Annotated in this window: 24 protein-coding genes; 5 read left to right on the plus strand and 19 right to left on the minus strand. The window is 56.7% G+C overall.

The window, feature by feature from the left end:
- Positions 1-33: 33 nt before the first annotated feature.
- The gene (locus AB3X86_RS07425; protein ID WP_368595458.1) at positions 34-1,788 is read left to right on the plus strand and encodes an FAD-dependent oxidoreductase; all 1,755 of its coding nucleotides are present in this window, start codon (positions 34-36) and stop codon (positions 1,786-1,788) included.
- Complete coding sequence (locus AB3X86_RS07430) at positions 1,788-2,183, plus strand: hypothetical protein (protein ID WP_368595459.1); 396 nt, start codon at positions 1,788-1,790, stop codon at positions 2,181-2,183. The genes AB3X86_RS07425 and AB3X86_RS07430 overlap by 1 nt, the downstream gene beginning before the upstream one ends.
- Positions 2,184-2,273: 90 nt before the next feature.
- Here the strand turns inward: AB3X86_RS07430 and AB3X86_RS07435 are convergent, their stop codons facing one another.
- Together AB3X86_RS07435 and AB3X86_RS07440 are read right to left on the minus strand one after the other, a co-directional pair.
- Positions 2,274-3,644 carry a DUF1329 domain-containing protein gene (locus AB3X86_RS07435; RefSeq protein ID WP_368595460.1) on the minus strand — a complete coding sequence of 457 codons (1,371 nt, stop codon included), beginning with the start codon at positions 3,642-3,644 and terminating at the stop codon, positions 2,274-2,276.
- A 17-nt stretch (positions 3,645-3,661) separates the two neighbouring features.
- Positions 3,662-5,239, minus strand: coding sequence for a DUF1302 domain-containing protein (locus AB3X86_RS07440; RefSeq protein WP_368595461.1), 1,578 nt, complete (start codon positions 5,237-5,239; stop codon positions 3,662-3,664).
- A 301-nt stretch (positions 5,240-5,540) separates the two neighbouring features.
- Here AB3X86_RS07440 and AB3X86_RS07445 point away from each other — a divergent pair, with 301 nt between their 5' ends.
- Genes AB3X86_RS07445 through AB3X86_RS07455 form a run of 3 tightly spaced genes read left to right on the plus strand, consistent with a single transcriptional unit; the run spans position 5,541 to position 8,375 of the window.
- Positions 5,541-6,728, plus strand: coding sequence for an acetyl-CoA C-acyltransferase family protein (locus AB3X86_RS07445; protein ID WP_368595462.1), 1,188 nt, complete (start codon positions 5,541-5,543; stop codon positions 6,726-6,728).
- A 16-nt stretch (positions 6,729-6,744) separates the two neighbouring features.
- Positions 6,745-7,596 (plus strand): 3-hydroxybutyryl-CoA dehydrogenase, encoded by an 852-nt coding sequence (locus AB3X86_RS07450; protein WP_368595463.1) that lies wholly within the window; start codon positions 6,745-6,747, stop codon positions 7,594-7,596.
- Positions 7,596-8,375 (plus strand): enoyl-CoA hydratase/isomerase family protein, encoded by a 780-nt coding sequence (locus tag AB3X86_RS07455; protein WP_368595464.1) that lies wholly within the window; start codon positions 7,596-7,598, stop codon positions 8,373-8,375. The genes AB3X86_RS07450 and AB3X86_RS07455 overlap by 1 nt, the downstream gene beginning before the upstream one ends.
- A 43-nt stretch (positions 8,376-8,418) precedes the next feature.
- Here the strand turns inward: AB3X86_RS07455 and AB3X86_RS07460 are convergent, their stop codons facing one another.
- The 17 genes from AB3X86_RS07460 to AB3X86_RS07540 are packed head-to-tail and all read right to left on the minus strand — an operon-like array spanning position 8,419 to position 24,069.
- Complete coding sequence (locus AB3X86_RS07460) at positions 8,419-9,189, minus strand: SDR family NAD(P)-dependent oxidoreductase (protein ID WP_368595465.1); 771 nt, start codon at positions 9,187-9,189, stop codon at positions 8,419-8,421.
- A 26-nt stretch (positions 9,190-9,215) separates the two neighbouring features.
- Complete coding sequence (locus AB3X86_RS07465; RefSeq protein WP_368595466.1) at positions 9,216-10,016, minus strand: sugar phosphate isomerase/epimerase family protein; 801 nt, start codon at positions 10,014-10,016, stop codon at positions 9,216-9,218.
- Entirely contained in the window at positions 10,013-10,531 is a 519-nt protein-coding gene (locus AB3X86_RS07470; RefSeq protein ID WP_368595467.1) for a VOC family protein, read from the minus strand. Before AB3X86_RS07470 ends, AB3X86_RS07465 begins: the two co-directional genes overlap by 4 nt.
- A gap of 9 nt (positions 10,532-10,540) precedes the next feature.
- On the minus strand, positions 10,541-11,503 hold the full coding sequence (locus tag AB3X86_RS07475) for a 2Fe-2S iron-sulfur cluster-binding protein (RefSeq protein ID WP_368595468.1): 963 nt from the start codon (positions 11,501-11,503) through the stop codon (positions 10,541-10,543).
- 33 nt (positions 11,504-11,536) lie between these two features.
- Entirely contained in the window at positions 11,537-13,198 is a 1,662-nt protein-coding gene (locus AB3X86_RS07480) for an AMP-binding protein (protein ID WP_368595469.1), read from the minus strand.
- 23 nt (positions 13,199-13,221) lie between these two features.
- Positions 13,222-14,298 (minus strand): acyl-CoA dehydrogenase family protein, encoded by a 1,077-nt coding sequence (locus AB3X86_RS07485; RefSeq protein WP_368595470.1) that lies wholly within the window; start codon positions 14,296-14,298, stop codon positions 13,222-13,224.
- 1 nt (position 14,299) lies between these two features.
- Positions 14,300-15,490 (minus strand): acyl-CoA dehydrogenase family protein, encoded by a 1,191-nt coding sequence (locus AB3X86_RS07490; RefSeq protein WP_368595471.1) that lies wholly within the window; start codon positions 15,488-15,490, stop codon positions 14,300-14,302.
- Positions 15,459-16,508 (minus strand): NADP-dependent oxidoreductase, encoded by a 1,050-nt coding sequence (locus AB3X86_RS07495; protein WP_368595472.1) that lies wholly within the window; start codon positions 16,506-16,508, stop codon positions 15,459-15,461. The genes AB3X86_RS07490 and AB3X86_RS07495 overlap by 32 nt, the downstream gene beginning before the upstream one ends.
- 3 nt (positions 16,509-16,511) lie before the next feature.
- Positions 16,512-17,918, minus strand: a complete 1,407-nt coding sequence (locus AB3X86_RS07500) for an SRPBCC family protein (RefSeq protein WP_368595473.1) — start codon at positions 17,916-17,918, stop codon at positions 16,512-16,514.
- Positions 17,919-17,944: 26 nt separating this feature from the next.
- Positions 17,945-19,096: a thiolase family protein gene (locus AB3X86_RS07505; RefSeq protein WP_368595474.1), complete on the minus strand. Its 1,152-nt coding sequence runs from the start codon at positions 19,094-19,096 to the stop codon at positions 17,945-17,947.
- A gap of 13 nt (positions 19,097-19,109) precedes the next feature.
- Positions 19,110-19,547, minus strand: a complete 438-nt coding sequence (locus AB3X86_RS07510; protein ID WP_368595475.1) for a Zn-ribbon domain-containing OB-fold protein — start codon at positions 19,545-19,547, stop codon at positions 19,110-19,112.
- Positions 19,548-19,560: 13 nt separating this feature from the next.
- Positions 19,561-20,262, minus strand: a complete 702-nt coding sequence (locus tag AB3X86_RS07515) for a TetR/AcrR family transcriptional regulator (RefSeq protein ID WP_368595476.1) — start codon at positions 20,260-20,262, stop codon at positions 19,561-19,563.
- A 30-nt stretch (positions 20,263-20,292) separates the two neighbouring features.
- On the minus strand, positions 20,293-21,060 hold the full coding sequence (locus AB3X86_RS07520; RefSeq protein ID WP_368595477.1) for an SDR family NAD(P)-dependent oxidoreductase: 768 nt from the start codon (positions 21,058-21,060) through the stop codon (positions 20,293-20,295).
- A 26-nt stretch (positions 21,061-21,086) separates the two neighbouring features.
- On the minus strand, positions 21,087-21,851 hold the full coding sequence (locus tag AB3X86_RS07525) for a 2-oxo acid dehydrogenase subunit E2 (protein WP_368595478.1): 765 nt from the start codon (positions 21,849-21,851) through the stop codon (positions 21,087-21,089).
- Positions 21,852-22,082 carry a biotin/lipoyl-containing protein gene (locus tag AB3X86_RS07530; RefSeq protein ID WP_368595479.1) on the minus strand — a complete coding sequence of 77 codons (231 nt, stop codon included), beginning with the start codon at positions 22,080-22,082 and terminating at the stop codon, positions 21,852-21,854.
- A 2-nt stretch (positions 22,083-22,084) separates the two neighbouring features.
- Positions 22,085-23,080, minus strand: coding sequence for an alpha-ketoacid dehydrogenase subunit beta (locus AB3X86_RS07535; RefSeq protein ID WP_368595480.1), 996 nt, complete (start codon positions 23,078-23,080; stop codon positions 22,085-22,087).
- Entirely contained in the window at positions 23,077-24,069 is a 993-nt protein-coding gene (locus AB3X86_RS07540; RefSeq protein ID WP_368595481.1) for a thiamine pyrophosphate-dependent dehydrogenase E1 component subunit alpha, read from the minus strand. Before AB3X86_RS07540 ends, AB3X86_RS07535 begins: the two co-directional genes overlap by 4 nt.
- Positions 24,070-24,180: the final 111 nt, after the last annotated feature.

The raw sequence follows: 24,180 nt of genomic DNA on the forward strand, positions 1-24,180 counted from the left end.
GTTTGTTCTTATAATGGTTAACAAGGAGACTAGATGTCTAAAGGTTTCTTGAACAATCCCCAGCGCCGCCGTGCCCTTATTAAAGGCGGCGTCCTGGCTAGTGGTCTGGCTGCACTGGGATCAGCGGCCACCCACAGCTTCGCTGAAACCGAAGCCCCGACCCAACACTGGGACTATGAAGTCGATGTGGTTTGCGTGGGCTCCGGAGCCGCTGCGTGCTCTGCGGCAATCACCGCGGCCTCTCAAGGTGCCAGCGTTATCCTCGTAGAAAAGCTTCCCGTGGCGGGCGGCACGACTTCCAAGAGCGGCGGCGTCGCATGGATTCCCAATAACCACTTCCTGCGTGAACGTGGCGTCACCGACAGCAAAACAGATTGCCTGCGCTTCCTGGCCCGTCTGGCATATCCCCAGCGTTACACCCCTGACAGCGCCACCCTGGGCCTTTCCGAGCCCGATTACAAGCTCCTGGAAGCCTTCTATGACAACGCGGCTCCCATGATGGAATCGTTGGAGCGCGAAAAGGTAGTGACCTTCCAGCCGTTCACCATGTGGAGTGTGAACAAGTTGGCGCCGGACTACGCCGATCACCTCCCCGAAAACAAGGTGCCGTTCGGCCGTGCAGTCGAACCCGCTGCGGGTGCCGGTGCCGTTGGTGGATCTGCTCTCGCCGCGCAATTGCACAAATGGTTGACGAATCACCGGATTCCCGTTCTGCTGGAGCACCGGGTCGCGAAGCTGGTCAAAGACCACGAGACGGGACGAATCATTGGCATCGAAGCAAAGACCGACGAGAAGGTGGTTCGGATTCGCGCCCATAAGGCTGTCATCTTCGGCACCGGCGGCTACGCCCACAACACCGAACTCATCGGCTATCACCAGGCGGGTCTTTATGGCTCTTGCGCGGTCTCGGGCTCAACAGGAGACTTCATCGACATTGCGACGTCCGCAGGGGCGCGTCTTGGTGCAATGTATACGGCGTGGCGTTGTCAGGTGGTACTCGAAGAGGCTTTGGAAAATCGCTTCCTGCCATCAGGCGCCTACGTGTTGCCTGGGGATTCGATGATCCTCGTGAATCGCTTTGGTCGTCGTATCGTCAACGAAAAATTGAATTACAACGACCGCACGCAAAGCCATTTCATTTTCGATCCAGTTGGCAAGACGTATCCGAACCAGCTGCAGTTCATGATCTTCGATCAACGCACGCTCGACGCCTTTGGCGGAGACTTCCCCATCCCGGCTGATCCGGCCAACTATCCGTATCTGATTTCCGCCAGGAACCCCGCGGAACTGGCTTCGAAAGTCAGCGAACGGCTGAGCAAGATCGCACCGAAGACCGGAGATGTTGTCCTCGATTCGGCGTGGGCGACGACACTGACGAAGACCATCGCGCGCTATAACGAGTTCGCTCGCACCGGCAAGGATCTGGATTTCGAACGAGGCGCCCATGCCTATGATCGCGATTGGCATTTGCTGTTTTCGGCACGTCGTCAGGGTACCAGGCAGGAGCCGAACACGATGCCTAATGTCACCATGCACCCGATTGCTTCGGGTCCGCTGTACGCAATCATTCTCGGTGCGGGTGCGCTCGACACCAATTCAGGTCCCGCCATCAACGAACATGCACAAGTGCTGGACGTCGGCGACCGTCCTATTCCCGGGCTCTATGGCGCTGGCAACTGCATTGCGAGCCCAGCACGCGGCGCCTACTATGGCGCAGGGGGCACCATTGCGCTCGCCTTGACCTATGGCTATATCGCAGCAAACCACGCTTTGAAGGAAAATGTTTGATGTCGATACGAAAGAACATTTCGGTGGCCCTCGCGGCCCTGTCTGTCACCGCTTGCGCATATGCAGCACCCGTGAGCTTTTCGAAAGACCTGGCTCCGGTTTTAAGCGCGCGTTGTGCTATGTGTCATGCGACAGGTACTGAGGGCGGTGGGATCAGCCTTGCCCCCTCGAAAGCCTATGCGAACCTGGTCGGCGTACAAGCCACCGAAAGTCCCGCCATGGCTCGCGTCAAAGCGGGGGACCCCGATGCCAGCTACCTGATTCGCAAGCTCGATGGCACGCAAGCCAAGGCCGGTGGACATGGTGCGCAGATGCCTTTCGGCGGCCCCTACCTCGATAAACCCACGATTGATGCGTTCCGCGCATGGGTTCAAGAGGGTGCCAGGAACAATTAAGTTCCGAGCGCAAAAGAATAGGCCGACATGCAAAACATGTCGGCCTTTCTGGTTAGCGCCCTCCGAAGAGAACGCTATGCGGAGCAGGTATTAGCGAACGCCGTTACCCACGAGTGCGTCTTGCTTGTAGAACGATTCGCCCTTCGATGCGATAGCCGTGACAGAACCCTTCATCGAGGACCAGTCCTGCATACGGACGTATGCGCCCGAGGTCAGGTCCAGCGTAACCCATTGGTCGGTGAACTGGCCTTGTGCTTCGTACATCGGCGTCGGGATCGACATACCCACGCGGAAGATCTTGCCAGCGGAGTCGTAGTTAGCTGCGACGCCAACGCCCGGCATATCTTCGTCCCATACGATGTTACGGCGCTGATACACGTGGCGCTTGCCAGGCTTGAGCTCGGCTTCAACAACCCACACGCGATGGAGTTCGAAGCGCATGCAGTCCGGGTTCATGAAGTTCTTGACCTTGTCCTTGACGTCACGCGGGCACACCGTGTTGTCCTGGGTCTTGAAGGCGTTGTATGGAATGTACATTTCCTTCCTGCCGATCAGCTTCCAGTTGTAGCGGTCAATTGCACCGTAGAACAAGGCTGAATCGTCCACCGTTGCTGCTCCGCCGCCAGTCGGGCTCGGCGTGTCATACGCGATATCCGGGGCGAGCTTCACGCGACGTTGGCCAGGCAGATATGACCATGCACGACGACCAATGTCGACCATGTTCATGCTGTCCTGAACGACCAGCTTTTCGCCGTCCTTTCGAGCCGGCGCGAACCAGTCGATACGCAGGCGCTCGTACGGTTCGTCCTTGCCGATGGGGGTCGTTTTCTTCGGATCATAGATCGGGTATTCAACCCACATCCACGAGTCGCCCATGACGTCCGGCGTACCGCCCGCTTCCATCAGAACGGACGATTGCGACGACATGTAGTACGAGTATTGGTCGTACTTCAGCAGACGGTTCCACATGACTTCCGCGCCCGTATGGGGGATCGGGAACGGGGTTCCTGCGTAGCAGCCGTCGAGTTGCAGTTCGCCCGCAGCGGTCTTGCAGGCCGTTGCATTCTTGATGGCGTTGTCCTGCACGTACTGCGGATACTGCGCGGTACGGTGCGTCGGGTACACGTCCATGCGGAATGCCGGATACTTCTTGAACAGTTCCTGCAGGGCTTCCGGAAGCTTGTCCTTGTGCTGTTCCCAATTGTCGTGGGTGATGACCAGCACCGGCTTTTCGTCAGCGTACGGATCGGGACGGCGCGTCGGGTTCTTCGGGTCGAAGCCCGCAGGAATCTTCATCTTCTCGCCGTAGGCGGGAATCGTGCCTTCCTTGTTGCCTGCCTTGATCGCGCCCCATGGCAAGAGGTCCTTACCGAGGTGTTCAGCTTCTTCCGGAGTGGCAGTCGCAAATGCGCTGCTCGCAGCGACAGCGGTGATCACCGCTGCCAACAATAACTTCTTCATTACATCAATCTCCTAATTTAGAACGTCGAAGTGAACGTCAGCGAAACCCAATTACGGTCGGAGTACACTGCGCCGCCCGTGTTATCCGAGCCGACGTACAGGCCATTGGTCGTGTTGTAGTGACCGAGATAGCCGTTGTACGCCAGCTTGAAGATGTACTGGTTGCGAACTTCAGCCGTCAGGCCCAGCGAGTACGTACCGTTGCCCTGGTGACCGCCGCCCAACGTCGCTTCGTTGCCACTCAAACCCATACCGAAGTTAATCGGGGCCTTCAGGTCCACACCCGGAACGACCTGGTACCACACCGGCTCGAGCGCCAGGTTGATACCCACCGCGTTCTTCGTCGCGCAACCGTTCCACTTGTTGGAACCCGCAACCGAGCACGAATTGAACAGGTCGGCATTGCTGGTCGCCCGAATCCAGTGCTGGTACGTCAATTCAGCCATCAGCGAAGCCGAATCCCACAACGGATTCTTGCCAAAGTACGCCATGCCGTTCACGAGGGCATGGAACGTATCGCCACGAGCGCCTTCCGCGCTGAGCGCCGCATTGCTGATCAAAGCGGTGTTCTGGCGGTATGAAATTTCCGTTGCCAGGCTCATGCCCGCAACCTGCTTGGCGAAGCTGATACCGTACAGGTTCACATTGCCTGCGTAGTTGAACGACAGGGGAGCGCCACCCGAGCCCATATTGAACATTGCCCAAGGCAGACGCTCGGACAGGCGACGGAAGTAGAGGCCTGCGGTGCCGTCAAGCCAGTCCGGCGAATAACGGGTCATCACGCCCCAGTCGCCAATATTGTGCGGCTGTACGCGCTTGCTGGAGAAAACGCTGCTGCCGCCCAGCGAGAACGTATCCATAGAACCGAAGTACGTTCCACCATCGGGCAGACGCGACGGGCTCCAGTCGAGCATCATGTAGGTGCCCAGCGTCAGGTCGGGCGTGACCTGCGAGACAGCCGAGATTTGCGGCGTCGGCAGGAACAATTCCTTGGCCTCTGTGCCCGGATTAGCGAGTGCCTTGCGCAGATCGACTGGGCCTTGCGCGTAGGCAATCGAGTCCGACAGGGTGAACAACGATTCACCCCAGAAGATGTTGTGCTGACCGACTTTGACGTTGATCGGAATATGGCCCGCGTCGATCTTGCCGAACACGAACGCGTCGAGCAGGTCAGCCGAAGGGCCCTTGTTCCAGCGACGCGTGTAATTCGAGTATGGAACGCCGAGACCGTCGTTCGTGTCGCTGTATGCCGAGTCGTACCAGCCTGTCCCGCTGATGCGGAAACCGTAGTCCTTCTTGTAGACCATGTCGAATTCCGACATCAGGTCAACGCGGTTAGTGATGATTTCGCCCGTATTGCGGAACTTCGAATCGGAGCCCGCCTGAATGCTGCCGGGGTCCGCGAGATCGGCGTTGGCCCGTTGAGCACGCAGGCCGATGTTGTAGCGCACGGTGTTGTCCCAGCGCATATCGATGTCGGGGTTACCTGTATCGATAGAGAACGCTGCAGCATGGCCGCTGGCCAGTGCAAAGGCCAGGACAGCCAGGGTCTTCACTTTAGGTCCAACGGCTCGACCCTTCGCGTACTTCTTCATGTCTTCCTCCTCTCTACCCACTTATATGCATGCCCCTCTCGGAGGAGGAACACGTTCTCACAAAAAACGTACTTGTTCGTTTTTTATCAAGATACCGTGTGCATCCGTGCTTGGCAAGTTGGTGCCCTGGTAAGGGAATACGAGACTTGCTGAGGACGCAATTGCATCAACCCCTCCACGCCACCATCGTATTGAGGTGACCAGTAACAAACAATCAGGTATGCTTGTTTGGAACACTTTATATAACGGCGAGTCAGTGCGCTTATATAGGTATCAACACTCACTCTTTCGAGGAAAACAGATGACGAATCGCCAGGTCTATGTCGTTTCAACCGCACGTACCGCAATCGGCACTTACGGCGGTTCGTTGAAAGACGTTCAGCTAAGCAAGCTCGCAACCACGGCTGTTCGAGCAGCGCTGCAACGTTCCATGATCGACCCGCTAGAAGTCGGACACGTGGTGCTTGGCAATGTCGTGCCCACGGAGCCCGCAGATGCCTATCTGAGCCGAGTGGCATCGGTCGATGCAGGTGTCAGCCATGAAACTCCCGCATTCAATGTGAACCGTCTGTGCGGTTCTGGCCTGCAAGCCCTGGTGTCTAGCGCGCAATCGATTCTCCTGGGCGAAACCGAAGTCGCAATCGCAGCGGGTGCTGAATCGATGTCACGAGGCATCTATGTGATGCCTTCCGCACGCTGGGGCCAACGCATGGGCGACAGCCAGATCGTGGACTATATGAACGGCATCCTTCACGACCCGTGGAAGCGCACGCACATGGGTGTTACGGCGGAAAACGTGGCAGCTCGCTACGGTATTACCCGCGAACAGCAAGACGAACTTGCTCTGGAAAGCCAAACGCGTGCTGCGCGTGCAATTGCGGAAGGCCGCTTCGCAGATCAAATCGTGCCTGTCGAAGTCAAGAGTCGCGGAAAAACAACTATTTTCGCTACTGACGAGCACGTACGCGCAGACGTGACGCATGAAAAGCTGAGCCAGATGAAGCCCGTTTTCTTGAAAGAAAACGGTACGGTCACGGCAGGCAACGCCTCGGGTATCAATGACGGTGCATCGGCTGTGGTCCTGGCATCGGATCAGCGCTGCCAGGAACTCGGTCTGCAACCCCTCGCCCGTTTGGTTTCATACGCTCACGCGGGTGTGGACCCCGACTATATGGGCATCGGCCCGGTTCCGGCGACAAAGCTGGCCCTGAAGCGCGCCGGGTTAACCATCGACGCCCTCGACGTCATCGAAGCCAATGAGGCATTCGCAGCACAAGCTTTGGCAGTCACCAAGGAATTGCAACTCGACCCGGCCAAAGTCAACCCCAACGGTTCGGGTATCTCGCTGGGCCATCCGGTCGGTGCCACGGGTTGCATCATCACCACGAAGGCCATCGCTGAACTGCACCGCATCCAAGGGCGTTATGCTCTGGTCACCATGTGCATTGGTGGTGGCCAAGGCATCGCCGCAATCTTCGAACGCGTTTAATTAGGAGAATTCGCAAATGAGCAACAAAAAGATTGGCGTCGTTGGCGCTGGCACGATGGGTAATGGCATTGTCCAAGTCTGCGCAATTGCAGGTTTCGACGTTGTAATGCTTGACATCTCCGGTGCTGCGCTCGACCGTGGTATGAGTGCTATTCAGAAGAGCGTGGGCACCCTTGTGAAGAAGGGAAAACTCACGGAAGAGCAGCAAGCGCAAGCGCTGGCACGCATCAAGTGCACGACGGACTATGCCGACCTGGCGGGCGTCGATATGGCAATCGAAGCTGCGACCGAAAACGCCGGCATCAAGGCCACTATTTTGGCGAAAATGGATCAGGCTGTCGGCGAGACCGCCGTGATTGCTACCAACACCTCGTCGATCTCGATCACGAAACTGGCATCCAAGATCCGAAACCCGAATCGTTTCATCGGCACGCATTTCTTCAACCCGGTCCCTGTCATGTCGCTCGTCGAACTGATCTGCGGTCTGCAGACGGACGGCTTGACGCTCGATACCGCAAAGAGCTTCGTTGCCCAAATCGGCAAGGTCAGCATCGTGGCCAAGAACATGCCGGGCTTCGTCGTGAACCGCATTCTGGTCCCTATGATCAACGAGGCGATTTTCGTTCTTCAAGAAGGGCTGGCCTCGGCGGAAGACATCGATGCAGGCATGAAGCTGGGCACGAGCCAGCCTATTGGCCCCCTCGCCCTCGCTGACCTAATCGGCTTGGACACCCTGCTGATGGTGCAGGAAGTTCTGTATGAAAGCTTCAATGATTCGAAGTATCGCCCGGCTCCGCTGCTGAAGGAGATGGTCGATTCGGGCAACCTCGGTCGCAAGACTGGCAAGGGTTTCTACTCGTACTCGTGATGGATAAGCCGCTCGTCGAACTGGCTATCGCGGAGGGTATTGCGGATCTGCGCATTACCCGCCCCGATGCTCTAAATGCGATCAATGCGGACATGGCTGCGGATTTTTTGTCCGCAGTCTGTCGTATTGAGGATGACCCGTCTGTCCGGGTCGTAAAGATTAGCAGCGAAGGCCGAGCCTTTATGGCTGGCGGCGATATTGCGTCCTTCAAGGAAGGGGCGGACGCGATTGCCGACAATCTCATCGCCCCGATGAGTGAAGCCCTCGACATTCTGGCTAATTTGAAGGCCCCCGTCGTCGGTTGCGTCCAGGGCGCAGCCGCCGGTGCGGGTATGAGCTTGGCGCTCGCCTGCGACATCGTGATCGCTGCCGATAACGCGAAATTCACGTTTGCCTATGGCATGCTCGGCGCTTCGTGTGACCTGGGCATATCGTGGCATCTGCCGCGTGCTGTCGGCCTATCCCGCGCCCTGACTATTGCCTTGTTGTCAGATGCCATCACCGCTCATGAAGCGCATAGTTTGGGCTTCGTATACAAGGTGGTGCCAATCGATCAACTGGAAGGGGAGACCAATGCTCTGGTCAAACGCCTGGCTGATAGCGCAACGGTGGCTATGGGCGCCATTAAGAGCCTGTTCCGGTTATCTTCCCAGCGTCCGTATATGAGTCAAATGGCAGCAGAGCGCGATATGTTCAAGGCGTGCGCCGAAACCCAAGACTTCAAGGAAGGCGTAGAAGCATTCCTGACCAAGCGCCGGCCCAAGTTCATCGGGTCATAAAGACAAAGGGGACGATCAGATCGTCCCCCTCTTCATTTGCCGCTTACTCGGCATACGATCCGCCGTCAGCGATCAGACAATGGCCCGTCATGTATTTGCACTTGTCCGAAGCCATCCACACTGCGGCTTCAGCTATTTCCTTGGGCTCGCCAATACGACCCATCGGTGTGTGATTGCGAATCGAGGCCGCTACTTCTTCCGATTTGCTCATAATGCCTTCAAGCATTGCCGTACGAACCACGCCAGGGCATAGGGCGTTGACGCGAATATCTTGACGAGCATATTGCAATGCCGCCGTCTTGGTAACCCCTGCCACTGCGTGTTTGCTCGCCACATATGAGTGCAGGAACGTTGTGCGCGAGCCGATGAATGCGCCCAGCGATGCTGTGTTGACGATCGAGCCCCCGCCAACCTTCAGCATTTCCGCTATTTCTTCGCGCATGCAAGACATAAGGCCGAACACGTTTACATCGAAGCAAAGCCGCGAAACCTTGTCATCGAAGACGTCATCGCCCTTCGGCGAGATCCCGGCGTTGTTGAAAGCGACGTCGAGGCGACCGAATTGCGCGACCGTCTGCTGGATCATGGTCTTGATCTGCTCTTCTTTCGTCACATCCACGCCTACCGAGATCGCGGTCAGACCCAGACCATTGATGATTTCGGCCGTTTCTTTAGCCTTTTCATGGTTGATGTCCGTGACCACGACCTTAGCGCCCCGTTTGGCCATCAGAATCGAAATCTCCCGGCCGATGCCATCACCGCCGCCAGTAACCACCGTCACCTTTCCGGCAAACCATTGCTCCAACTCGCTCATCCTTTACCTCAGTCGTTTAGACGTGTTTATCCAGCAAGAAACTTACGTGTGGCCGTGGCGACTTGACGAGCACGCTCGACCGCATTGGGGTACATCTCACGCAAAGTCTTGGACCGTAGTTCCACGCTGAGCGGTGTATTCTTCGGTAGGACCGAAACGAAGTCACGCAAAGGCAATCCACCCTCACCGAGTTGCATGCGATCGTCTATGGCCTCGCGAATGTACTCCGCGACATCGGCATCAGCCTTCCACGTTGCCGGTGCGTCGCAAATCTGCGCATACGGAATGTAATGCTGATGGAGTTGCACCAGATCACTGGGAAGCGCACCAGAGCGAGACAAATGAATAGAATCCGGGAGAATGGCGGCTGCCGGATGTTTCACATCATTGAGGATCCTGATGGCTTGTTCGAGTCGCTTGACCTCGGTAAACATGCCGAACTCAAGGCAGACACGCAGCCCGCATTCCGAGCCGTGCTCAGATAGCCGGAAAAACTTCTCGGCAGTCTCGTGCATGTCGGGATCGGAACTCACCACCAAGACGTTGCGAGCACCGACGGCAGCTCCGATGTCAATGATCTTCAAGTGATTCGAATCGAAGACTCCGGGCTTGATCCAGACGACTTCGACATCGAGAACCGGGAAAGCCAGGGTCTCCAATAGGGATCGGACTTCGCGCGTGGTGCCCGTTGTCCATTCGTCTGGCTCAACCCACAAACCTACCGCGTCAAAGCCGCCGCCGTACGCTGCCTCAATGGCCTCAATGGGTCCGCATTCGGGCACAACCCCTGAAGCCATAGATACAATCTGCTGCGTCTCGGTACTCAAGCATCCTCCCAGGGAACTATCAGATTCTGGCCACCCCATCGGCTGGGGGCTTCGCGTGCGATGCGGTACATGTCGTGAATCGTCGGATCGTCCGGATAGATTTCGATCATGTGGCCGAGAATATGTCGGGCGTCTATATATCCGATCTGGATGCCGTCACCGAAGGTAAATTCAGATGCCACGGTGCAGCCACGGGCAACCAGTTCCGCCTTACGCTGTTCGTAATCGACACAAAACATAGCGACGTGATGTATCCCTTCTTCACCTGGGAGATACATATCGTGAAAAGCGCTGGGACCTTCGGACTTCAACTCCAGCAGTTCGATGTTGAGTTCGCCGCTTTGAACGAATGCACCCTTCAACGTGACCGGTCGCGCAGGTTCACCACGATATTTATGATTGGCCAAGTCGAACTCTATCCCGCCAAGAAAAGGTCCGACGCCAAGAAGGCGATGCATGTTTTCACACGCCTGCTCAAGGTTTTTTACCATGTAGCAAACCTGCACGATTTCCATAACTGTGTCCTACATATCCAGTACCAAGAGTGGAGTCTTCGAGCGCGAACAGCAAATCATCATTTGATTATTCGCCAACTTCTCTTCGTCGAGAAGGTAATGATCGCGGTGCTCGATCTCGCCTTCGAGGACACGCGTCAGACATGTGCCGCATACCCCTTGTTCACATGATGTTTCCACTTTGACCCCATTGCAAGCCAGGGCGTGCACGATGCTTTGGTCTGCTTCTACGCGTATGGCCTTACCCGAGCGCGCGAGTCGAACTTCGAATGAACCGTCATTCGAAGTGTCCACTGCAGGGGCTCCGAAGTATTCGAAGTGGACACGATCGGTGGACCACCCAGCAGCAGCAGCTTCGGACTTCACTGCTTCGATGAAGCCAGAGGGGCCGCACACGTACAGGTGTGTATCGCGGGACGCCCCACGCAATATCGCAGTCAAATTCAGCTTCTGTTCGTCAGGGCCATTGTCGAAATGGAATTCGACGTTTTCGGAAAATGGCGATGCGTGCAGGCGATCGACAAACGCGGCACGATCCGATGAGCGCGCGCCGTAGTGCATGGTGAACGACGAGCCACGGCGATGCAATTCTTCGGCCATGCACATGATGGGCGTCACCCCAATGCCACCCGCGAAGAGCAGCGTATGCTTGTGGTCACCGAGTTCGAAGTGGTTGCGCGGATAGCTGATCTGCACGGTTTGACCCTCGCGGAGTTCTTCGTGCACAGCCACCGAGCCACCACGCGAATTCGGGTCGCGTAGAACCGCTATATGATAGCGATGCGTTTCGGAAGGGGCATTGCAGAGCGAGTACTGCCGCACCAGGTCAGGTCGAATCGCGATGTCGATGTGGGCACCCGCGGTGAACGGCGGCAGCGTGTCCCCGTCCGTGGGAATGAACTCTAGACCCACAATATCCGTTGCTTCGGTTGCACAACGTGCGATTCGCACATTCAGCGATTTTTTATCCATCTTTGAACTACCCCATCAACTTCTTCTAAGTTGTTAACCTGCCTGGCTTTCTTGTGCGATACCCTGGCGAATGTCTTCGCGCAGCTTGTCCTTACGGATTTTACCCGATGCCGTACGCGGGAAATCCTCAACCACAACGAGGCGTTCAGGCGTCTTCTGACGCGCCATGTCCGCACCCCTGACGTATTCAACAAGGGTCGACAGGTCCAACTCCATACCGGGTTTCAGGATCACGTAAGCACATACGGTTTCGCCCATACGCTCGTGAGGCATCGACACAACCGCCGCTTCCTTGATCGCCGGAATCTGATGCAGAACGTCTTCGACTTCCTTGGCGCTGATCTTCTCGCCACCACGATTGATCAAGTCCTTCTTACGGCCCGTAATGACGATGGCGTTATCGACCGTCACGTACCCCAGATCGCCAGTCGCGAAGAATCCATCTTCGTCAAAGCTTTCTGCGGTCTGATCGGGGTTCGCGTAGCCCAGCATCATGGAAGGGCCACGAGCGCAGATCTCGCCGATTTGCCCATTCAGAAGTTGATTGCCCTCGTCGTCAACTACACGAACGTCGTAATCGACAATCACGCCATCCGTGGTGGCCGCCAGTTCTTCCTGATCATGGCCAACGAATCCCAGCGTAATCAACGGACATTCGCTGGAGCCGAAGACGCGAACAGCCTTGCATTGGTCCAGGCTCTCGTAGGCCTTGCGAATAAGTTGCGGGGGAACTTCAGCACCACCGCAAGCAAACACCTTCAGCGTTTCCAGACGCGAGCCTTGACGCTCAGCCTCTGCGAGCAGTTCTTGAAGGAACGGAGTTGCCCCAACGCTCCATGTGACGCGCTCGCTTTCGATAAGCCCGATTGCCGCCTCAGCGTCCCAGCGCTCCATGAAGATCGTTCGCGCGTCGCTGAAGAATGGCAATTCCATAGCCGACTGCCCAGTTACGTGCGTCACCGGACTGGCCATCAGCATCGTCGTGCTCAAACCTTCTTCGTCGCGCACGTCCTTGAACCAGTAGTTCACCGCCGCCTGGTTGCGCAAGGGACCTGTGTTATGCGTGTGCAGTACGCCCTTCGGACGACCCGTGGTGCCCGAGGTGTACAAGATCATTTTCACGGAATTTGGATCGACGTGCGGGCGTTGCCATTTGTCGTCGCCTTCCGCTATCAGTGCTTCGAAGCTGTCTGCATTTTCCTTGATAGCACGAACCGGAATGCACAGCTTGAGTTCAGGCAGTTGGTTTTTGAGGCGATCCATCATGGATGCGAAATCCACGCCGCGATACGACTCCGCAAAGAATGCGGCTTTGACGCCAGCATCCTTAAGCATGTATTGAACCTCTGCATCGCGATAAATCGGCACGATCGGAGCCACGACGAGCCCCAACATCGAGCACGCGAGGTCAATCGCCACGGCTTCACGCCAGTTCGGCAACTGGAAGCTCACGACGTCACCGGCAACCAGCCCTCGATTTTGCAATGCCGAAGCCAGGCGGCGAGCCTCATTCAGAAGTTGCGGTGCTGTCAGGCGTTCCGTACCAAACACGTGGGTCACGCGTCCGGGTGCTCGTTCCGCTACTTCTTCAGCGTAATCGGCCATCGTCTTGTTCGGCCAATCCCCGCTCTTCGTGTAGCGCTCGATGAGTTTGTCATCGAGGCGAACACTCCATCCGCTGATGTCTTTACGCATATTCTCCACGAACACCTAGATATTTAGATATTGAAACTCGCGGCAAATCGCTTGAAATGGTCTTCTCGGTCACCAAACAACGTAGCCATTACCATGAGGCGGCGGAAGTAATGGGTAACGTCTAGTTCCTCGGTAACGCCAAGGCCGCCATGCATTTGGACAGCTTCGTTAGCGATCTTTCGTGCGGCTTCGATAATGTATGAACGACAACCACTTACCACGTGATCCCGATTTGCCGGGACCGCCTTAAGCGCCTGCTGTGCAGCCACCGTCAGTGCTTTAATTTCTTCCAGCAGGAATTGCATCTCGACCGCACGATGTTGCAGCGCTTGAAATGTGCCAATGGCAACACCGAACTGCTTGCGGACCTTCAGGTATTCCACTGTCGTGTTGACTAGAGTCCGCGTGATTCCCAGCGTTTCCGCACAAAGTGCAGTAGCAGCCTCCGCACGAATCTGACCCAGCATGCCCTCCACATCCGACTCGCCGTCCAGTACTTCGCCGCGAACCCCTTGCAAAGTCATCATTGCTGCCCCACGACCGTCCACGAGTTCGTATGAGTGACGCTCAAGGCCTTCGGCATCAGTGAGCACCGAGACGATGACGGTATCCCCTTGCTCATCCACTGCCGGAACCAGAAGCATGGAGGCTGAATCGCCATGCAATACCCCCGCACGACTACCAAACAAACGTTGATCGCGCCATTGGCAGGGTTCGTGATCTTGCAGCACGTCGTCTGCGAACACGGCAACCATCGAGCCATCGACGAGCGATGGAAGCCATTCCCGGCGCTGTCGCTCTGACGCGAGTTGGGTAACGATAGACGTGGCGACGATAGCCGAAGAGAAAATCGGTTCCATCAGGAGGCGACGACCAACGGTCTCCATGACGGTGGCCACAGCACGCGGGTCACCGCCCAGCCCGTCTTGATCTTCGGGAACCGAGATAGCCAGCCAACCCAATTCGGCGAAGTTGTTCCACACCGAATCTGAGTAGCGCTTCGGGAGATTCAGCACCCCGTGACGTTCATGGAATGGATAGTGCTGATCTGCGAATCGGCTAACTTCCTCGCCCAGCATCGAAATGATTTCGTTATCCATCTCACAGCCCCAATACAGCTTTCGCAACGATGTTGCGTTGAACTTCCGACGAGCCACCAAAGATCGTCGCTGCCCGATTGTACAAATGGTCCTTGATCAGACCGCCAGCATCATCCGGCCCCAGAGGCGGCATTCCAGCGCTGTGGAGCGTCTTGAGGTCGCGGGCCACCCCTGCCATCCCCAAGGCCTCCACCAGCGTCTCCATCACCTCCTGATACAGTTCAGGTCCACGTACCTTGATGTATGAAGCCTCACCACCATTTTCGGTGCCATCCATCATGGCCCGCACCGCCTGATACGAACCTTGCTCTAGTGCAAGAAATCGCAGTTCGAATCGAGCTACCTTTTCCTGTAGTGCAGCGCGACGCGATTCCGGAACGTCTTGACGCACGCACTGCTGGAGGCGGTCCAAGGCGTGACGCGCCCAGCCGACCACTGCGCCGGTAGTGCGTTCGTTGACCAGCAGGTACTTGGCGTAGGTCCAACCCTTGTTTGGTTCTCCGATCAGGTTGGCGACCGGAACCTTGACGTCTTCCAACCACACTTCGTTCACGTGGTGATAGCCGTCCATTGTCTCAATGGGCTTGACTGTGACGCCGGGGCTCTTCATGTCGATCAGCAGAAACGAAATGCAGCGCTGGGGCTTGTCGTCGCGACTCGTTCGAACCAGACAGAAAAGCCAGTCGGCCCAGTGCGCGTACGTCGTCCACACCTTCTGGCCATTGACCACATAGTTCTCACCCGGCTCATCGAGTTCGGCATACGTCGAGACGTTCACCAGGTCCGATCCTGCGCCAGGTTCCGAATACCCTTGGGCCCAAAACTCGTCGGTGGTTTTGATCGGACCGAGGAAGCGCTTCTTCTGTTCATCCGAACCGAAGGCGTAAATCACTGGACCTACGTATTTCACGCCGAAAGGGAGAATCCATGGGCAGCCTTCACGGGCCAAGGTGTCTTCGAAGACGAAGCGTTCGAGAAGTGTCCAATCCAATCCGCCCCACGCCTCAGGCCAGTGTCCGGTTGCCCAGCCTTTGGTTTCCAGCAACTTCATCCATTGCGCGTAATCCTCTTTGCGCATCACCTGATGGCGATGCGCACGGTCTGCGAGTTCGGGAGGCAATTCGTTACGACAGAACTCCTGCACCTGAACCCGAAGTGCCTCAGCACGCTCCACGACTATGGCCATATTCATTCCCAGTTTCCTCCGGGGCAATTCTAATTAACTGGATTCCCTTGTTCTCGCCGCGAAACACTTTGCCAAGAGCGTCAACGAAGTTGTCTAGGCCGTCGATCACATCAACGCGATACTTCAGCCACCCATCACGGATCCCTCCTTCCACTAACGTCGCGACATCAGCGTATCGGTGCATGTATTCGCTGACGAGGAACCCTTCTATCCTTGCGGCCTTATTCACGACTCGCATCAGGGATTCCGTGCTCTGCGTGCCGCCTGCTCCGTTGTACGAGCTAACGAGCCCACACAGAATCACGCGCCCCTTGAAGTTCAAGCGGTCAATGATGAGATCCATGACTGGACCACCCACGTTTTCGAAAGCCAGGTCCACGCCAGAGGGGGCCATCTCATCAAGCTTGGCCGCAAGATCGTCCGCCTTGTAGTCGATGACATTTTCGATTCCGCATTCCTGGCGCAGCCATTCACACTTGTCAGGTCCGCCCGCGATGCCAACGACATTCAACCCGATCTTCTTGCCAATCTGGCATACGAGAGAACCAACCGAGCCCGCCGCAGCCGTCACTACAAGCGTTTCACCTTTCTGTGGCTTACCGACTTCTGTTAGCCCGCACCATGCCGTCAGGCCTTGAACGTCGATCACCGTGCGGTAAAGCTCAAGTGGCATATCTGCTGCCACTTGAACCTTCTGCAGGGAATCGGGATTGGCCACGAACCACTTCTGGCACCCACCCAACCCGTTGACGTAATCGCCAGGTTGCAGCTCCGGTACGTTAGATGATTCGACAACGCCGAGCGTGATGCCCGTCATGACCTCACCCAGTGGCTGAGGCGGGAAATACGTCTCCCGCTCATTCATCCACAGACGCATAGACGGCGCAATCAACAGGTACAGATTGCGGACCAGCACCTCGTTGTCACCCGGCACAGGAATAGCCGTATTGCGGACTTCGAAGTGACGGTCTCCAACAGCAGCCTCAGGCCGTTCGATCAAGCACCACTGTTCATTCGCCGTCATCACTCACTCCGCTGCGTCGAGGTATTTGTCCAGCGTCTCGTGCATGTGACGGATACGGATTTCCTGGTACGAGGCCAGACTGACCGTCCCCTTCTTCGATGCGCGCAAGCCCTTGGCCATGCAATCGAGGTTACGGATGTCCTGATCGAACACGGGGCCCAGAGCCGCCAGTTCCGGAGCCGAGCCGAACGACTGTTCGAGTTTCAGATTCGTGACCTGAGCGCCCTTCGGACGCTCTTCGCCTTCCTTGTAACGACCCATGAGCATCACGTCGAAAATGCACGAATCGACATCCTTGCCGTTGGGGATCACGCGATAAACAAGGTTCATCCCCCAGCCCGCCCAAATCTGCGTGTTCGGGAAAATCGAATACAGGATGGCGTCCTGCAGTTCAGCCATCGTGGCATGCGATAGATCTCGGCCCAGCGCAGCGCCGAACATTTCCCGATTGATATTCGCCATGTACTGACGAGCGGTCATGCCTTCCGGCAGTTCGAACTTCTCACCGTCCGATGCAGCCATCCGTCCCGATTCATTCAGCGTGTCGAACAGGATGCGCTCTTGCGTGACGTCGTAGATGTGGGGGCTGGGCACTGCCGAAGGCGAAACCGAGCGGCTGATGTTGTCGCCGTAGCAGTCATATTGCGAGTCTGCATCCGCGATGTTCGTCAACAGCTGGGGATGCGTGACGTGGGCATGGAATGATTCCATGAACGCTTCCTGCACGACCTTCCAGTTGCCCGTCACTTCGCGACGGACGTGAGCCAGCACGTACGAGCGTTCGAAGTTGTAGTCCTTGAAGTGGTCGGGGAACACACCCATGTATTCCTGGAGCGAGATCGCGTTCAGGTCCGGGTTGATGAACACAAAGCCATTCCACGAATCGACCAGCGCTTCCGGAAGGTTGTTGTTCTTGGACTCTATGTGCTTGAAGTCCCACTCGCACGGGATGCTGGCAATCGCGCCGTTGACGCTCCAGGTGAAGCCGTGGTACGGGCACTTCAGTTCTTTAGCGTGGCCGTCATTCATGCGCAGGGCGCGGCCACGGTGCAGGCAGGAGTTGTACAAAGCACGGATTTTGCCGTCGTTGCCTCGGATGACGATGAACGACATGTCGCCCAGATCGTAGACGACGTGGTCGCCCGCATTCGGGATCTGCTCTTCCCGGCAAACGAATTGCCACACCTTGGTCCACATCTTCTTCAATTCCTGGCCCAAGAAGGCTTGGCTCGTGTAGCGCTCGATAGCAATATCGTCGTCGCTGAACTTGCGGTCATCGAATGCCAGGTGTGCGGGGATCGGTACCGTCTCTTCTTTCAGTAGTTCCTGAAATTTGTTCGGGTTACCGACTTCCGACTGGTTGCGCATCTTGTATGGCGCAGTTTTCGCAGCCTCAATCGCGTTCGACATGTCTCACTCCTATCTCTAAAGCAGCGTTATGCGGATTGCAGGATGGTGACAGCGCTTACACCAGGTGCGCCATACACATGGGTATAGCCCAGACGCGGATTATTCGGAACCTGACGCGTTCCGGCCTGACCACGCAGCTGGGTGCAGACTTCGATGACCTGACGCAACCCCGATGCGCCTACGGGCTCGCCATTCGCCAGACATCCGCCATCGGTGTTGATAGGCAGACGACCATTGATTTCCGTGGCACCACTGCGGAGAAGCGACGGCTGCTCACCGTGTTCACAAAAGCCGTTTTCAGCGATGTGAATCAATTCAGAGCCCGCATCAGTATCCTGCAACTGGATCACGTGAATATCCTTCGGCCCGACGCCTGCGATTTCGAACGCAGCACGCGAAGCGTCCACCGTGGGCGCATGGCCACGCTGAGCGGTCAAACCGGGGGCGAATACCTCGAACGAACCATGCTTGCGGGTGCGCATCACCGCCGCCTTGACGATCACCGGAGTCTTCGTGTACTTGTGGGCCTCAGAAGCCCGGCACAGCACCAGCGCTGCCCCACCTTCAGCCGGATTACAGAACATGTACTTGCGAAGCGGATAGCTGACCATAATGGATTCAGCAATCTCCTCGTAGCTCAGCTCCTGCTTACGCCATGCGTGCGGGGTCCGCGCGCCGTTACGGAAAGCGCGTTGGGCCGTGAGAATAAGGTCGTCGTTCGCCAGTCCGTACTCGTGCATGTAGCGCTGCGTCTTCATGGCGAAGAATTGCGTGGTGAGCATCATGCCAGTCTCACCGTACCAGTCCTCAAGCCCCCATTCGGCGGGCTTTGCATTGAAGGCTCCGCGCGGGTGCTTGTCGAAACCCACGGCCACGCCGATTTCGGCAACACCGGCTTTAATGGAGGCAACAACCGAAGCCAACGACGAACCGCCCGTGGCACAGCCGTTGGCGATATTCGCGAAAGGCACGCCCGTGAGGCCCAAATGATTAGTCAATGCGTCCGCATTGCCACCGTCCTGCGAGCCGCCGTAAGCAACACCTACGCGATCCCACGTGACCCCCGCATCCTTGAGGGCCTCGCGAACGGCGATAGCTCCCTGCTGCTGCCCCGTCAACCCATCGTGACGACCGAATGGCATCATGCCGATACCAATAATAGCGACATCATTATTCATGTGATGGCACCTATTAGGGACAGGGAGTGAATGCATACGTATTCAAGCTCGTACCATCCGGAGCCGTGCCGTACGCTTCGATCACCAACTTCATATCCATGCCGACCTTCAGCGCCTCGGACTCGCTAACAGTAATGCGCGATTCGACTTTTACCCCGCTGGGCATTTCCACGTAGCCCACGCCGTAGGGCTTGAACGCCGATGCGTCTTGACAACCATCGTAGGGCTTCTTCGGCATAAACCCTTGGATAGTAAACGCCCAAAGCTTGCCAACATCACCCAGCTCGACAACTTCCATTTGAGTTGAACTGCAACGGGTGCAAGCACCGGTTTTTGGGAAGTAAGTTTCCCCACACGACGAGCAACGACTTCCCAGCAAACGAGGCGCGCCACCATCAGTGAAGCGCAAGTGCGATGCGCAATTCAAGCGCAGCGAGACTTGTTTTTCCATTGCCTAAAGATCCCTAATTACGTTTTACGCGTTCGTATTGATCCGTTGCGATCCGCACCAGCAACTCATTTAATCTTCGCATCCGTCTACTTTTCGGTGCTGGATCAGCATTAACGATCACACTCCTCAGTATCGCCAAAAACAGATTCTGCAACAGCGCCTCTGATTCCGGGTTCTCACGCCAATTTGGAAAACACTCCATAAGGACGCGAGCTATCACCTCATCCAACTCCCTTTGGAGGGGTGCGATGGTGGCCCTCAATTCCCTATTAGCCCTGGCACTTCCAAGCAACTCTTGCCAGGCCGCATTGGCAAGTGTTTGAGAATAGTGGGTCTGCAGCATTTCCACTGCCTTCGACATCTTAGGAAATGAGCGTTTTTCATCTAAGGCTAGTTTCCGGATAAAATCGTCATATTCCTGCGTGAGCTTCGCTGCCAAATAACGCGCCACCTCGCCAATGATGTGTAAGCGGGAATCAAAGTGGTGCATCATTGCCCCACGGCTGAGCTTCGCCCTCTGCGCTATAGCCTGAGTCGTCGTCTGCAAGAAACCGTTTTCGACAAGACATTCGACTGTCGAATCCAGCAAGAGTTGACGGGTATGCCTGCTTTTCTCTGCTTGCTTGGTCCTTCCGGTTGAGGCGTCGTCTTTATTAGTTTCGGTGACGAGAGACTCTGGACTCGCAGCTATGGGCTCTCCCCTCTCATTTACCACCCTACCCCCTTGTCATAGCTGCTAATTCAATCAAGTCAATCGAACTGAGTGACCGTAGTCCACTGTAATGCACGAACCATTCATATACGACGAAGCGTCAGACGCAAGAAGCAGCAGTGGGCCATCGAGTTCTTCGAGGCGACCGAGACGCTTCGCCGGAAGGTTTTGAATCTCCTTCTTACCGGCTTCCGATTCGTAAAACGGATTTGTCATGTCGGAGGGGAAGTAACCGGGGGCAATGGAATTCACGCGAATACCGTGCGGTAGTAGATCGAGTGCTTGGTACTGGGTGAGGCTAAGGAGCGCTGACTTCGAAACTCCGTAGTTCGAAAATGCCTGATACGCCAGATGGCCCAGAATCGAAGCGATATTGATGATCGATCCTGGCTTACCAGCCTTGATGAGGCGACGCGCCAGTTCCTGAGTGAGAAAGAACGGCCCGTTCAAGTTCACGTCGAGCACCGACGTCCACTGGTTTTCCCTCATCTCGGTAAACGTCGAAGGGTCGGTCAGACCTGCGTTGTTCACCAGGACATCAGCCACTCCGTAGTGGGCTTCGATGGCATCAAGAGCGAGATTGATGCTCTTTGCATTTGTCACGTCCAGAGCGCACGCCAGTGCATCGCCACCCGCATCACGGATAGCCTGTGCAGTTTGCTCCACTTTGTCCATGCGACGAGCAGCGCATACGACCTTGGCACCTGCGGCACCCAGCGTTTGCGCCATGTGTGCGCCCAAACCCGAACCCGCGCCCGTGACGAGAGCGATGCGACCTTCTACAGAAAACTTCTTATTCATGTTCTTCCTTCCTTACAGCAGGTCATTCAATGGACAAGGCTCATCGGATTGGCCAAAGCATCAATGATGGCACGCAGGAAACGCGCAGCATCGGCGCCGTTGATAACGCGATGGTCATACGACAGTGAGAGCGGAAGTGCCGTGTAGCCTTCGGCTGAGCCTTCGCCAGTCATGCGCACACGATCTTGAGCTCGAGTCACGCCGAGAATCGCGACCTCGGGGGCATTGATGATCGGAGTGAATGACGTGCCGCCCACGCTGATAGATGAGATCGAGAAGCAGCCGCCCGACATTTCCTCCATCGGCAGACCCTTCGTGCGTGCACGCTCAGCCTTTTCTGCGAGTTCAGCCGCGATTTCAATCACCGACTTCTTGTCGCAATCGCGAATCACCGGCACAACCAGACCAGCCGCGGTTTCCACCGCAATGCCGATATGGAAGTACTTCTTGAGAATCAGAGTGTCGCCTTCCGGACTCAATGATGAATTGAAACGCGGAAATTCCTTCAGAGCGGCGACGACTGCCTTGACGATGAAGGGGAGCGGGCTCAGTTTCACGCCGTGCGTGGCCCCCACTTCGCGGCGCGCCGTGTCTACAGCCGTGGCCGGAGCTTCGTCGTTGTGCGTGACGTGCGGAATCTGTGCCCAGTTACGCGAGAGAAACGCGGCAACGAACTTCTGCGTCCGGGAGACCGCAACTGCCTCGACTTCGCCAAACATCGAGAATTCGACTTTGGGCATTGGGGGCAGCGTTTCCGGCCACACCCTGGGCTTCGGTGCGTCGATCGTCATTTAGTGGATTTCCCCGATAACCGACCCCAACGGATATTCAGCGCCAGCCGGGCTGATGATCTTGAGCACGCCTTCTGCCGGGCTCTCGACTTCGTTCACAGCCTTTTCGCTTTCGAACGAAAACAGCGGTTGGCCCTTCGTGACGGTCGCACCATCGGCAACCATCCATTCGACCAGATTTGCGTCGCCGTCAGCAAAACCGATCTGCGGCAGAATAATTTGCGTCGTCATGATTAATCCTTGTTGAGCGTTTTGAGAATTGCGGCTTTGATGCGGGTTTTGGTCGGAACGAATTCCGCCTCCAGCGCCTTCGAGAACGGCACGGGCGAGCGCTTGGCACCGACTCGGCCCACCGGCGCTTTCAACTGGCCGAACAGTTCGTCGCTCAGACGAGCCGCGATTTCCGCACCGACGCCAAAATCGACTTGCGCTTCGTGTGCGATTACTGCGCGACCGGTCTTCCTGACCGATGCGAGCACCGTTTTCATGTCGAGCGGAACGATGGAGCGCAAATCCACAACTTCGACCGACACGCCTTCCCTTTCCAGTTCCTTGGCCACCGCCAGAACGTCGTGCGTGGTCTTCGAATAGGTGATTACCGTGACGTCGGAGCCTTCGTTGGCCACTGCTGCCTTGCCAAGAGGAACCTTGGTGCCGCGCACCGGAGCGTCGCCGCGTGCGAAATACAGGGGCAGGTTTTCAACGAAGATCACCGGGTCGTTGTCTTCGATGGACGACAGCAGAAGACCGTAGGCATCAGCCGGGGTCGACGGGCATACGACCTTGAGGCCTGCGGTGTGTGCGAACCATGCTTCGAGATAATCCGAGTGCTGACCGCCCGTGCCGATGCCAGCACCCGTACACGTGCGCACCACGAGCGGAACGTTGGTCTGGCCACCGGTCATGAAACGCAGCTTTGCCGCATGGTTCACGATCATATCCATCGCGACCGTCGTGAAGTTCATGAGCATGATTTCGGGCACGGGGCGGAAACCGGCGAGCGCCGCACCGATAGCCGCGCCCATAATCGCTTCTTCAGCAATCGGAGTCGAGCGTACACGATCCGTGCCGTATTTTTCGCTCAGGCCGCTCGTGCACTTGAACACGCCACCGCCCTGGCCGTCAGCGATGTCCTCACCCAGCACCAGAACGGTCGGATCCGCTGCCATTGCGTCGTCGAGGGCCCATTGAATCGCTTGAGCCTGGCTGATCTTTGCCGGTGCGTTCATTCTGCAACTCCTTGTTCAGCGTAGACATCGATGTCGAGTTCCGAGACATCGGGGAACGGCGAGGCCAGACCGAATTCAACGGCAGCCTCGAAGTCCTCTTTGTTCTTGAGTTCCATAGCTGCAATCTGTTCTTCCGTGGCATGGCCGTTTTCGATCAGCCATTGACGGAATTTCGGCAGCGGGTCGTCGGCAACCGCGCATTCCATCTCTTCTTTCGGAATGTAGTGCGAGTCATCGCCCAGTAGATGGCCACGGAAGCGGAACGTCATGGCTTCGATAAGCGTCGGCCCCTTACCTGCACGTGCGCGTGCGATAGCGTTAGCAGCAGCACCATACATGGCCACAGCATCGTTACCGTTGACCTGCACGCTATTCATGGCATAGGCAACACCACGAGCGGCGATGGACTCGCCCGACGTGCCGAGGTTGAATGCCGTGTGCTCTGCGTACTTGTTGTTCTGGCAAACGAAGATCACGGGCAGGTTCCATACCGATGCCAGGTTCATGGCTTCGTGGAATGCGCCGATATTCGACGCGCCGTCGCCGAAGTTCACCACCGTGACCTGATCCGTCTTCTTGAGGAGCGATGCCCATGCCAGACCGTTGGCGATAGGCAGGCCTGCGCCCACGATTCCCGTGGTAACCGGGAGCCCCGATTCGACGTGCGTGATGTGCATCGGGCCACCCTTGCCCTTACATGTGCCATCGACCTTGCCCATGAATTCGGCAACGAACGGCTTCAGCGGAATGCCCTTCGCGAGCTGATCGTGAATGCCGCGATACATGGTCACCACGTAGTCGTCCTTGCGGAGATTCACGGAGATCGCGCTGGGAATCAACTCCTGACCACGCGTGGGATAGTAAGGCCCGGACAATTGGCCCGCCTTGAACAGTTCGATAAATCGGTCGTCGGCGGTCTTGATGAGATTCGCCTTACGGTAGATGTCGAGCAAGACAGCGGTTGTCGGCTGACTCATATCGTCATTCATGTCTCGTCCTCAGGTTGGTGGAATCGCTAGGCGCGGATTCATTCAATACAAACCAGCGTGTTCGTTTTTTTATTATATGAGTGGGTCCTGGCAGTGGCAAGCGTAATAACC

Source organism: Paraburkholderia sp. BR14374 (genome assembly GCF_040948685.1).
GTDB classification, from domain to species: domain Bacteria; phylum Pseudomonadota; class Gammaproteobacteria; order Burkholderiales; family Burkholderiaceae; genus Paraburkholderia; species Paraburkholderia youngii.